This window comes from Halorubrum halodurans, from assembly GCF_002252985.1.
In the GTDB taxonomy this organism is placed as follows: Archaea; Halobacteriota; Halobacteria; order Halobacteriales; family Haloferacaceae; genus Halorubrum; species Halorubrum halodurans.
In genome coordinates, this window is record NZ_NHPJ01000114.1 from 1 (window position 1) to 12100 (window position 12100).

A 12100-nucleotide genomic window follows, 5' to 3' on the forward strand; every position below is an offset into this window, starting at 1 on the left:
TCCGTATCGTCCGCTTGGGCGACCGCCGAGAAGAAGAGCGAACACCACCTCGCGGACGCCATCGTCGACATGGCCCGCGAACGCCAGACGGCTGCGACGGACGGTGGAGCGACGGTCGCCCAAGCGGACGATACGGACGTGGGGCGCAGGTCGGTCCCCGATCCCGACGACTTCGACGTGGTCGCCGGCAAGGGCGTCATCGCCCATGCCGATGGCCAGGAAGTCGTCGTCGGCAACCGCGCGCTGCTGGACGACCGCGACGTCGATGTCCCCGATCGGGTCGCCGACTACGTCCGCGAGCGTGAGGGGCGCGGCGAGACAGTCGTCCACGTCGTTCGGGACGGGGACATCATCGGCGCGATTGCGATGCGGGACGAGCTCCGGGAGGCCGCTCCTGGGGTCGTCGCGGCGCTCCAAGACGCTGGCATCGAGACGGTGATGCTCACCGGCGACAACGATCGGACGGCCGCTGCCGTTGCCGAGGAGGTCGGTATCGACGAGTACCGTGCCGAACTCCTCCCCGAGGACAAGCAGTCCGTCATCGAGGGCTACCAGGCCGACGGCCACGTCGTCGCGATGGTCGGCGACGGCATCAACGACGCGCCATCGCTGGCCACTGCCGATGTCGGCATCGCGATGGGTGCTGCGGGAACGGACACCGCTATCGAAACGGCTGACATGGCGTTGATGGCCGACGACCTCGAACGCATCCCGTACGCGGTCAAACTCAGCAAGGCGACGCGCTGGAACGTCCTCGAGAACGTCGGGATCGCGGTGCTGACCGTGACCGTCCTCCTCGCGGGCGTGCTCACCAGCTACGTCACCCTCGCGTCGGGAATGCTGGTCCACGAGGCCAGCGTCCTCCTCGTCATCCTCAACGGGATGCGACTGCTCCGCTACTGACCACGAGACACGATCACAACCACAACTCATGACATCGAATTCGACTGCGACTGACACGACCCAGACGAGAACCAATTGGCAGGTCGACTACGACGTCGAGCCGATCGAAATCCGCGACCCCGTCGCGGAGGCCCTCGACGTCCTCGAACCGGGCGAGCCGTTCGTCATCGCTTATAGAGACGCGGTGAAAGAGGCAGGACACTCCTGTCCGACTGCCTCGGGCGCCTACCGGATCGTCCAGCTCGGGCTCGACGCCCTGTATCCCGACGACTATCCAGTCCGGAGCGAAATCGAGGTCCAGACGGCCGGCCCGCAGGAGGATGCTGCGTACGGCGTGATGAGCCGTATCATCTCGTACGTGACTGGCGCGACCGGCGATGACGGATTCAGCGGGCTCGCCGGCGGCTATGGCGGCCGCCGCGACCTCCTGTGCTTCGACGGGTTCGACCCGGACACGGCGGACCCGACGTTCCGGTTCCGGCGAACCGACACGGACGAGACCGTCGAAGTGGCCTACCACGTCAGCGACGTTCCTAGCGGTGGACCCGCAATCGGGAACCTCCAGAGGATTCTCGACGGATCGGCAAGCGACCAGCAACGGGAGGCCTTCGCTGACGCTTGGCACCGCCGCGTGCAGGCTGTTCTCAGAGACGCCACCCTATTCTCCGTCGAAGGGGTATGAACGCGGCGGTGTACCCCTCACACTCGTAATGAGAGTTACCGCGATATACTGTTGGGCTCCTTGGGTACCTTGGTAGCGCCATCACCTAACTCGCCGACATCGATATGAGAGTACCCCACGCAAACCATCCCCTCAGAGTTGTCCAAGTATCGAGCTACAACCGCCAACCCAAATACTCAAACAAGAATCTCGCCCATCCCGCGTCAACTGCCATATGGAGCAAGGTAATCGTGTTTCCAATGGTCGATATCGATCTCCACAGCCTCTGAAGTCGTTGGAGAACCGACCGTGACCCATCAGTCATAATCTGCGGCAACGTCTACGGACACATCTATGCCGTTGTATGAGTCGTCGGAGCGCCCTGTCGGTGCCGTCGATATTGACGGGGTACAAGAGGTCAACTATGATTTATTTCCAGTTCATTTCGAACTGATTCGAAGGCACGCATCAAATCTATCCTCCGAGGTTGTGATTCTGCGTGAGGTCATTCGTCGCCGAGTTCCGAAAGCCGAGTCTGGATTTCTTCGGCATCCGCCTCAGAGAGCGCCTTAATACCGAACTGGACGAGTAACGGGTAGAAGTGGCGGTTCTTCTTGAACTCGTTCCGGCCCGCCTTGCGGAGCTTCAGCTGGGACTCGAGGTAGGTGTCCTCCATCTCGTCGAGGACATCGTCGGGAATGTAGATCGTTCGCCCGTTCCACTCGTCCTTGATGTTCGTCTTCGTTTTGCTCGTTTCGTTCGTTTCCTTCGTTGAAGTCGATTCGGTCGTTTCGGTCGATGAACTGGTTTCCACCGTTTCACTCACCTCACTCGTTTCGCTGGAATCAGCCTCGTCGTCCTCCTCTTCGTAGTTGCCCTCGATGCCGGATGCATCGCCCCAACCGTCGGTCATGCTTCCACCTCCTCAGGTGCGGTCTTCTCAAACGTCTCGTCGAACAGGTCGGCGATCTCGTTGAACAGGTCGCGTGCATCCTCGACGCGCTGGTTCTCCTTGCCGAAGCCGAAGACGGACACACCCTCGCCAATCGACTGAGAGAGGTCGGTCCGCTTCGGGATCTCGAACACTGGGAGGGAGTACGCCGACTTGATCTCCTCGATGGTATCGCGGTGCTCAGCGTTCTGCTCGACACGGTTACAGACGATGGCGAGCCGGTTGATGTCTCCGTACGCCTGTTCGAGAGAGCTCAGCTGCTTTGCGAAAATCTGGAGGCTGTTGGCGTTGAGCTTCTCGGGAATGACGGGGATGACGACGTTGCCGGTCGCGACGAGGGCGTTGTCGGTGAGGACGTTCAGGGATGGCGGCGTGTCGACGATGATGTAGTCGTAGTCCTTCTCGAGTTCGTCAAGAGTCATCTCCAAACGCTCGCGACTCTTCGGCGCCTCAAGCAACGTCTGGATGTTCTTGTTGTTCGCGAGCTTCTCGCTGGCGGGAAGAATGTCGAATTCCTCGTGCTCGACGATGATGTCGTTCACCGACTCCATCTGATCGAAGTCGAGGACGTCGAACAGCGTTGTGCGGTCGGTGTCGTAGTACAGATCATTGTAGCCAAGCGAGCAGGTGAGCCCCCCGTGGTAGTCGATATCGACCAGGAGGACGTCGTGGTCTCGGGCAGCGAGTGCGCCGCCAGTATGAATGACGTCGGTTGTCTTCCCCGCGCCTCCCTTCTGATTCGCCACGGTGATTCGTGCGGTGTTGGTGTCGGTCATTTCTTTCGTTTGCCTCGTTGTGTTCGTTCCGTTCGTTTTGGTCGTTCTGTTCGTTTGGTTCGGTGAGGGTGTTTCACTCGGTGAGAGGAATACTACGATGTTAAAACCAATTGTTCGTTTCGCTCGTTGAGGCAAATACTATCGTTGCCATCAATGCATTCGTTCTATTCGTTACGTTCGTTTCACTCGTTCTGTTCATCGAGTAGAAGCCGGCCAGCTCATCCTCAACCAGTTCGTTCCTCAGAATGCGTTCAATCCATTCATTTTTCTCGTTCTGTTCGTTTTGCTCGTTGAATTCGTTATAGTCGTTCCGCGTGTTTTCAGTGGGGATCTGGACTACCTTCGAAACAAGTGGGGAGATCGTGCTTTACGGCCAGTCGAGTAAGACTTTTAATTGTTACCGGGTTATTGGTAACCACCAGATGTATGAGGTGCTCGACGACACGGCGGCACAGACTATCCTCGCCATCGAGAGTGGTGACTCCATCCGCCGTGTCGCCCAACACCTCCACACGCCCTACGAGACGGTGAGACAGGCCGTCAACCGACTCGAAGACGCAGGCTACGTCCGCTATGACGACGGCCTCTCAGTCGTCGACGAGCGCGTGAGGGACGCAGCACGAGAGCTCGTCGCTGCCAGCGCCGGCGTCAGTCCACCATCCATCGAGGAGGCCTACGTCATCCCGCAGTTCGGTGACTGGCCGTTCGCATTCACACGGATCGACGCCGTCTACGTGTGGACCCAGGGCGGCTACCAGGTCGGTCGCAAGCCCGACGACTATCCGCTGTTCCTCGCTGTTCGTGAGCAAGACGTCGACGACTGGGAGGCGTTTTTCGACTCGTTTGACCTCCCCACCGCATTCGAACGACAGCCCCGAGACGAATTGGATGGACCGCTACAGATTGTCCTCGAGCCACGCCCGTCACTCAGCATCGAATACGTCGAGGGGTACCCGGTGATACCGAGAGCAGAAACGATCGAGTACATGCGCGAGAACTACGCTCAGTTCCAGTCAGCGCTGGCGATGCTCGACCGGATGTACGAGGGCCTCGACCTCGCCGATACGTATCAAGAGACCGAACGGGCACAGCCATGAGCTTCAACAACGGAAGTGACGCCCTCATCTAACTGCTTGGAGAACTCACCAAAGAGGGCCACGAGTACGTTCTTGTCGGCGGGTACGCTGTCTCAGCGTTCAATACTAAGAGCGCGAAATACTAGGGTCAAACAGTCCTTGGACACAGCGGTTCGGTCACCCGTCGTGATCAATATACTCGGCTTCCCATTCAGTCCGCGCTTCGATCTCTCTAGTGCCACGGCGAGTAGTGCTGTACTCGTTGGTCCGTCGGTCCCGCTGACTTTTTTCGATGAGTCCCTTCTCAACGAGCGTGTCGAGGTTGGGATAGAGCCGACCATGATGGATTTCCTTTTCGTAGTAGTCCTCGAGCTCGTCTTTGATCGCGAGTCCGTGGGGGTCATCAAGTCCAGCAACTACGTACAGCAGATCGCGCTGAAAGCCAGTGAGATCGTACATGTCGCAATTTTCGCATTCGAGTTTTGAAACACTATTGATTGTAATCTGATGTTATAGAGGGATCCGAACACAATTCTCAGATATACGCAACACTATATTTAGCCATTCTGTCCACTAAATAGGTAAAATCGCGGTACACAGGTCAGTTATCGGCGCGGACAGTGTTCAGCCGAGCACGCCGACTAATCAGAGCAACGCTCACAGCCGATCATCGAGTTCTAGGTTGGACCCATCAGCTAGAATTGGATAAATCTCATCTGCTATTGTTCTCGCGTCATCCGGCATCAACCACCCAATAGAGCTAAAATCACCACTCCCCATCGATTGACTCGTGTAATCGCTTACTACGTCATCTATCTTCGAGATCGCTTCAGACGTAAGCACATAGGGTGTATATCCACTTCCTTCCTCGTCTCTGTACGGCATCTGGATGTCAATAGCACACTGCTGAGCCACACTTTGATCCTGCCGAATTCGAATCTGTACGCCTGACTCTAAACGCTTCTCAGGAACAGATCCCAATTCATCCTGCTTGGCGAATGGAATATCGTGTTTCGGTGAGTTGGAGGCGTCGATGTCGACTTGTCTTGATTCAGGTGGCCACGGGACCGTGGTCGGGTCCATACCACGATTGTAACTTTGGAGGTAGATCATATCGTACTCGAACCGTTCGTAGAATGGAACAAGCGCCGTATCGCAGTCGATGACGCACCTGTTCGACTCAACGAAGTCCATATATCCATGAATCAACTCCGTCGCTATCCCTTGTGAGCGATACTCTTCCCTCACGAACAGTCCAATCGGATGTGGCAGATCCGAATGCGGGTGATCCATACAGTTCCGCCCGTCGACGTCTCCAACAAAAATCCCAGCTGGGTTTCCGTTTAGTGCTCTCGTCGAGATGAAGTCGTGAGGGTGAGCAAAATACTGTCCATACTCATCTTTGTAGACATCGTGAGTAGTATTCTCGCTATAGCGGTCTACGACACTCTGGTCTACTGGGAACCCATCAAAGCCAGTATCGGAGCGGTCGATTAGTATCTGAACCAGCGATTTTTCCGAACTGTCAGTTTCCATGGTTTATATCTCGCATTTTGGATTGGACTCCGTCCGGTCGACTATCCCGGCTGAGAGACGTAGACTCCACTGTGCGTCTCTTTTCTGAGGATATCCGCGGTTAGTTCTTCAGCTCGGTACGCATCTGACTCGTGTTTGAACCACTGAATAGAGAGCAGCCTAGTCGGAGGAAACATCTGCGTGAAATTCGCGCCGGCTCCCCTTCCAAGAGAGTGTTTCAAGAGACGACTCGGAACATCCGTTGAGACGCCGACATAGACCAACCGCTGGTTTTTCTGAGCCTCTCCGACCCACGACACGTCATTCTGTAGACGGAGTTCTTCGCGGACTACTCTCTGAGGGACAGTTTTCCATTGGCACTCAAGGACATACACTGCCTCAGTCTTATCGACCAAACCATTTGAGAACTCTTTCACGAGTTCAGCAGTCCTTCTCTGATCGACGTCGTGACACAGGCATTGAGTGGGACAGTCCCGATCAGATTGCTCTTCGAGGGCACCATTAACTCGGTCAGGAACTACGTTACGGACACGTTGAGCAAGCTCTTGATCGGTCTGAAACCGAGGCTTAGACTTGCCGAGTCCGAACATAATTCAAATCACATTTGCCGCCACATAGTACCTAACTATCAGCAGTATACGCGATCGCCAAGACTGTCCCGGGATCCTCAGGATTACCGTAAACCTCAAACGGTGTCTCTATCTCTGTGGCATCTACCTCACGAACATCGATAATTCCCCTCTGACTCAAATGCCTGATTTTCAGATAGAGATCGTTCGTTATACCTGATTCCGAGATGACTGTTGGATGGTCTTCATCAGCTGGGTACCTATCATAGAAGTCCTCTGAATCCATCTTCTCCTTATCCTCAAAACGTTCTAATGCGCTGTCCCAGTCCGCCATATCGGTCTTATTAGCGAGTTCCCGTAGCGTGAATGCCTTATTGGGGTTGTTTCGCAGGAAATCCGTCACAATTTCTTCCGCAGTTGGCGGTTCAGTCGCGCTCTGCCAAGCATCTGAGCTTGTTTCAATCGGCATATGCATATCTAATGACGAGTGGTAAAAAGAGTAGTCAGACCGCGGTGTAAGTGCTCACAGGAGCAGACCTTCATAAGTGGTTAGCAGCTAAACCTCCACATCGGTGCGTGGACTGTCTTCGCCGGCGTCGTGTGGAGTACAGCGTTCCATATCAATCCGGTGGTAGGTAAGGTACACGCCACGCTAGGAGCTCTCATCGGCCTCGCTATCGGGCTTGTCTACATCGGCCATGAGATCCCGGACTCTGACGCGCTCAACGTCGGTAACCGGCGCGTGGGTTTATATGGAACTCGCAGGCGTCTCTGCGATTGGAGCATGTACATGCTCATCGACGCGTTCATCGGTATGTTTGGACCGCACACAGTCTTCGCCGCGCTTGTGATATTCATCATGTGGGTGATACAGTACACGCGCGGCTGAGCCACCGCCGGCAAGCGCACCGTTCGTCGCCCTGCCACAACATTTTCCGTAAACCACCCTCATCGGCCGATAATCGGTCGGTTACATTGGTGAGACTGACGCAGCTTACACGGCTGATGAAGCCCGTGAGCTAGCGACGAGTCTCAAATCCATCTCTGACCAGCGATGGGATGTAGACAACGATGATATCGTGGAGTACCTCCGCGACTTAGCCGACGTGGTTGACAACGAGAAGTCAGTAAATGAAGTAGAAGAGAAATGGGAAAGTAGAGGGGTAGATATCTCGGTATGATAGAAACATAAACCGTTGAGCCTGCCGTCAGGCAGGTCTACGATCGCTCGTGTGTCGGAAATTGAGGGGTGGAAGCGCTAGCGGTTGTTGATGTCCGTGGCCTCCTCTAATCGCTCGACGCGTTCGCGCAGCTCTTCGAGGTTGGGATCCTCGGCACGCGCATCCTGTAGCGGACGGACGTCGGTGAGCGCTTCGTCGACACGGTCGTCTTCAGCTTCGCCGCCGAGGTAAAGGTCGCGCCGATCTTGGTGGAGACTCCGGAGCGTCGACTCGGCGATGCCGGTGTCGCCGGTGACAGTCGCGAACGACTCACCGCGGTCGACACGGGTGAGGGCCTCCCGGACGTGTAGGAACTCGGCCGGATCAACACGGAGGTAACCATCCTCGACAACGAACCCCGCAGGCGGTCTCCCAGTCCACTTTCCGGCAGACTGTGCAGCGCGGACGCCAGATCGTATCCGCTGGAGTTTTTGCTGGTGTTCTATCTGGGCGAGGTCGCCCATCAACCGAGCAACCATGCTGTATATCGTTTGCTGGAGCTCGCCATCGTCGACGTGAATTTTCAGGCCAACGTCGAGGGCCTCGACGCCAGTGTCGTGTTCCAAGCAGTGTTGGATGAACTCGTGAATCTCAGTCGGACCGAGCCGAGAAAGTCGGCTGATTTCGTGAACGACCACGAGGTCGAACTGTCCCGTCTCGACATCGTCGAGGAGTCGGTTGTACACCTCGCGAGTGTCGGTGTCGGCGGCGCCGGAGACGATTTCGGGATACTCTTCGATGTCTTTGACATCGAGACGCTCCAGATGTTCGTGGGCTTCGTCGAGTTGCCGAGAGACATCCTGGTCCGATGTCGAAACTCGGGCGTAGATTGCTGCGTCTGAGGGTCCGTTTTCGCTCACGTTTTCGAGGACATGCTATTGATTTAAACAAGTGGGGGTTACTGCGGTTTTGTGTATAGCACTACCTTCTCGATGAATCTTGAGATCAGCTGTCCAGTACAGAGGGATAGTGAAACAGCGGTATGTATTCAGGATTTGGTAGGTCGATCAGTGTAAGATACAGAGGGTGAGGCAAGTATTTCCCCCAATTATTTCACGTTTCTACTGATGAATCAGCAGCTCGGTACTTCAACCTTACATACCGCTCCGCATACTTCTGGGGGTTAGGTAGCAAATATCTTTGTTCTAGGACTGTTTGATAGTAAATAAGCTATGTACCAGTATTCCGGCTTGGGCCAGCAGCAGAACTGGTGGCGAGTTCGAATCGGCACCGAGAGGACCAATTGCTGTATCTGTGTGGTCGAATAATGATCGCTTCTTCCCCAGTCATCGATTCGTCGACGGTGTTGCTCGTCGGAACAGACGACTGGCTCACGCGATTCGCCACGACGCTCGAGACACGGACTAACGCGACTGTACATACAGTCGAGGGCAAAACGGAGGCACTTGACATCGTGGAAAAGGGGACCGCTGACTGTCTCATTAGTGAGTACGCACTCAAAGAGATGACCGGACTCGATCTCCTTAGAGAGATCCGCGAGGAAACGACTGCGCTACCAGTACTACTAGGTACTACTGCCGGGAACGAGGCCATTGCCAGCGAGGCGATCGGAGCCGGTGTCACCGATTACATCGCACTCGTGGAACCAGTTGAGGAGATGGCCGACGAACTCATCGAGCGAACTGAGTGTGCCCTCCGATCTGCTCAGCGGTCGGCCACACAACTGGAGCGAGCCAGACAGTTTGACGCGATATTTAACGATTTGCGGACCGCAACGTGGGTGCTTGACCAGGATGGTATACTCACCCGTGTGAACGAAACCGCACGCGAGATGATCGATACAGACGTTGAATCGGTCGTTGGCGAGCCCTTCGAGACACTTCCGTGGTGGTCACAGACCGATACAACGAACACAGATATCCAACAGATCGTGGAGGACGCACTAGGTAACAAATTTGGCAACGCGGTCGTCACACAGCCGCCACATATCGAGGACCCGCGCGTGATCGATCTCTCTGTGCGCCCAGTCGAGAACGAACGTGGCGAAGTCGTTTCAATTGTCGTTGAAGGCGTCGACATCACCGAGCGTGTCAACCTCGAACGTAACCTCCGTCGGTCAGAGGAACTCCACCGTGTCACGCTGAACAACATGACCGACACGGTTCTCATCACGAACGAAGACGGCGGGTACACCTACGTCTGTCCCAACGTCCACTTCATCTTCGGCTACACGGCCGATGAGATTCACGAGCAAGGAACGATCGACGACCTCCTGGGTGAGGATCTCTTCGACCGTGCCGAACTCGCGAAAGACGGTGTTCTCAAGAACATCGAAACCACGGCCACGGACAAGGCTGGTCGCGAACACACGCTCTTGGTCAACGTTCGCGAAGTCTCAATTCAGGACGGAAGCCTCCTCTTCAGCTGTCGGGATATCACGAAACGCAAGCAGCGTGAGGAAGCACTCGCAACGCTCCATGAGACCGCCCGGGATTTCCTCTACGCCGAGACTCACCAAGAGATTGCCCAGCATATCGTCGACGATAGTCCTGGTGTACTAAACCTGAATGCGAGTGCGGTCTATCTCTTTGATGCCGATACCAACAATCTCCGACCCGCAGCGCACTCGGCCACAATGGAAAAACTCAACGGGCCGCTCCCCACTGTTCATGCCGACGGAGAAACGCTTCCAAGTTACAGTTTTGTCGAGGACGAAGCATTGTTTTTCGACGATGTACACGAGACTGACCGACTCGAAAACCGGGCGACTGACCTTCGCAGTACAGCCTACATTCCACTTGGTGATCACGGGGTATTCATCGCTGGTTCAGACCACGTTGGCGTCTTCGACGACGTAACCCGGGAACTGGCCGATCTACTCGCCGCAACCGCTGAGGCAGCCCTCGACCGCATTACACGAGAGTCCCGACTCCGTGAACAGGATCGCACACTCCAGCAGCAAAACGAACAGCTCACCGCTCTGAACCGCATCAACGAGACGATTCGTGAGATCGATCAAGCAGTCGTACAAGCCGAAACACGGGATGAGATCGATCATACCGTCTGTGAACTGTTGACTGCCGATGACCGGTTCAGATTCGCCTGGATAGGTACGGTTGACCCGACGACCGACACTATCGAGCCACGGGCCTGGGCTGGCTCCGAACAGGGATATCTGGATAGTCAGTCATTTGCCGTCGACATAGAAAATACAGAGCCAGCTGGACAAACCGCGGCCACTGGCGACGTAACCATGGTGTCGAACGTCGCTGCCGAGCTCCGTGATGAACTATGGCGTAAAGACGCGCTCGCTCGCGACTACCTATCTGTATTGAGCATTCCCCTCGTGTACAACGACCTTACGCACGGCGTCCTGACGGTCTACGCGCCGACCCAAGATGCGTTCGGCGACACGACGAAAGCCGTCCTGACCGAACTCGGCGAAACAATTGCGTCTGCTCTCAGTGCGATTGAGCGGAAAAATGCGCTACTTACGACATCGATGACGCGTGTCGAGTTCACCATCGATGATCCGGTATTCATCCTCTCACGACTTGCGAAGGACGCTGGGTGTACTCTCTCATACCAAGGAGGAGTCCAGCAATCTAGAGAGGGGAGTTATGTGTTCGTCACCGTTGAAGACGCATCGCTGGAAGACGTCGTAGAAGCCGCCTCGCAGTTGGTTGCTATCGGTGATGTTCAGACAATCAGCACCGAGGATGAAGGCGGCGTTCTACGACTCCGGCTTACACAGCCGTTTCTCGCCTTAGAACTGGCCGATCATGGCGCCGTATTTCGTGAAGCGACGGCTGATCCGATCACGACGACACTCGTCATCGATATCCCGGACAGTATCGACGTCCGAACGATCACGCAACTCGTTCGCCAGACGTTTTCCACTGTCGAACTCCGTTCCAAACAGACACTCGACCAGACCGCTGCACACGATCTCTATTCGAAGTTCCTCGACAAGCTAACCGAGCGACAACTCGAGGTGATCCAAACCGCATACTACAGTGGGTATTTCGAATCGCCACGCGAGAGCACCGGAGAAGACGTTGCAGCGACGTTAGGAATTTCTCCGCCCGCATTCTATACACACGCTCGGACCGTCCAGCGCAAACTGTTTGCGACGATCTTTGAAGAGAACAACCTCCCTATTGCTGCTTCTGTTAAGACGGTTGAATAACAAACTATGAATCATTGAGATGGTTTGTTAATCAACATCCCAATATTCCCTTATACACTTATTATCCGTATGTAGAGTGCCCTGGTCTGTGTGCTGGCACTCGTGAACTCACTATGAAAGATATCGACCCTGAAACAGACGAAGAAACCATATACGAGTGCTTCGAGTGTGGAAAAATCATCATCGCAGAGACCAGCCCCGGCCAGTGTCCCGACTGTAGTGGATCGATGCGAAACCGTCAAATGCCGCTCGAATGA

13 protein-coding genes and 1 pseudogene are annotated in these 12100 nt (G+C 55.5%); 6 read left to right on the forward strand and 8 right to left on the reverse strand.

Going from position 1 to position 12100, the window contains the following annotated elements; translation table 11 throughout:
* The coding region (locus DJ70_RS13060; protein ID WP_143421030.1) for a heavy metal translocating P-type ATPase at window positions 1–903 on the forward strand (903 nt) is incomplete at its 5' end.
* 28 nt (window positions 904–931) lie between these two features.
* Window positions 932–1585: a hypothetical protein gene (locus DJ70_RS13065; protein WP_006186940.1), complete on the forward strand. Its 654-nt coding sequence runs from the start codon at window positions 932–934 to the stop codon at window positions 1583–1585.
* Between the two features lie 35 nt (window positions 1586–1620).
* Here DJ70_RS13065 and DJ70_RS17840 read toward each other — a convergent pair.
* From DJ70_RS17840 to DJ70_RS13075, 3 genes and pseudogenes are all read right to left on the reverse strand, one after another.
* Window positions 1621–1898: pseudogene (locus DJ70_RS17840) on the reverse strand (site-specific integrase); the annotation flags it as partial.
* Window positions 1899–2069: 171 nt separating this feature from the next.
* Window positions 2070–2477, reverse strand: coding sequence for a hypothetical protein (locus tag DJ70_RS13070; RefSeq protein WP_094533710.1), 408 nt, complete (start codon window positions 2475–2477; stop codon window positions 2070–2072).
* Complete coding sequence (locus DJ70_RS13075) at window positions 2474–3292, reverse strand: ParA family protein (RefSeq protein WP_094533712.1); 819 nt, start codon at window positions 3290–3292, stop codon at window positions 2474–2476. The genes DJ70_RS13070 and DJ70_RS13075 overlap by 4 nt, the downstream gene beginning before the upstream one ends.
* A gap of 422 nt (window positions 3293–3714) precedes the next feature.
* Between DJ70_RS13075 and DJ70_RS13080 the strand changes: the two genes are divergently transcribed.
* On the forward strand, window positions 3715–4389 hold the full coding sequence (locus DJ70_RS13080; RefSeq protein ID WP_094533714.1) for a helix-turn-helix domain-containing protein: 675 nt from the start codon (window positions 3715–3717) through the stop codon (window positions 4387–4389).
* A 156-nt stretch (window positions 4390–4545) separates the two neighbouring features.
* On the opposite strand, the gene DJ70_RS13085 is transcribed toward DJ70_RS13080, so the two are convergent.
* The 4 genes from DJ70_RS13085 to DJ70_RS17010 all read right to left on the reverse strand — a co-directional run bounded on the left by DJ70_RS13085 (window position 4546) and on the right by DJ70_RS17010 (window position 6942).
* The gene (locus DJ70_RS13085; RefSeq protein ID WP_007344317.1) at window positions 4546–4827 is read right to left on the reverse strand and encodes a helix-turn-helix transcriptional regulator; all 282 of its coding nucleotides are present in this window, start codon (window positions 4825–4827) and stop codon (window positions 4546–4548) included.
* Between the two features lie 198 nt (window positions 4828–5025).
* Window positions 5026–5904, reverse strand: a complete 879-nt coding sequence (locus DJ70_RS13090) for a GNAT family N-acetyltransferase (RefSeq protein WP_094533716.1) — start codon at window positions 5902–5904, stop codon at window positions 5026–5028.
* Window positions 5905–5945: 41 nt separating this feature from the next.
* A complete protein-coding gene (locus DJ70_RS18060) occupies window positions 5946–6494 on the reverse strand; it encodes a GIY-YIG nuclease family protein (RefSeq protein ID WP_094533718.1) in 549 nt (182 codons plus the stop codon).
* A 31-nt stretch (window positions 6495–6525) separates the two neighbouring features.
* On the reverse strand, window positions 6526–6942 hold the full coding sequence (locus DJ70_RS17010; protein WP_143421031.1) for a hypothetical protein: 417 nt from the start codon (window positions 6940–6942) through the stop codon (window positions 6526–6528).
* Window positions 6943–7071: 129 nt separating this feature from the next.
* Here DJ70_RS17010 and DJ70_RS17505 point away from each other — a divergent pair, with 129 nt between their 5' ends.
* Window positions 7072–7362: a hypothetical protein gene (locus DJ70_RS17505; protein WP_179234059.1), complete on the forward strand. Its 291-nt coding sequence runs from the start codon at window positions 7072–7074 to the stop codon at window positions 7360–7362.
* A 369-nt stretch (window positions 7363–7731) separates the two neighbouring features.
* Here the strand turns inward: DJ70_RS17505 and DJ70_RS13105 are convergent, their stop codons facing one another.
* A complete protein-coding gene (locus DJ70_RS13105; RefSeq protein ID WP_179234060.1) occupies window positions 7732–8553 on the reverse strand; it encodes a recombinase family protein in 822 nt (273 codons plus the stop codon).
* A gap of 407 nt (window positions 8554–8960) precedes the next feature.
* Here DJ70_RS13105 and DJ70_RS13110 point away from each other — a divergent pair, with 407 nt between their 5' ends.
* Window positions 8961–11843, forward strand: coding sequence for a bacterio-opsin activator domain-containing protein (locus DJ70_RS13110; protein WP_094533720.1), 2883 nt, complete (start codon window positions 8961–8963; stop codon window positions 11841–11843).
* A 113-nt stretch (window positions 11844–11956) separates the two neighbouring features.
* Window positions 11957–12100 carry a rubrerythrin-like domain-containing protein gene (locus DJ70_RS17015; protein ID WP_143421032.1) on the forward strand — a complete coding sequence of 48 codons (144 nt, stop codon included), beginning with the start codon at window positions 11957–11959 and terminating at the stop codon, window positions 12098–12100.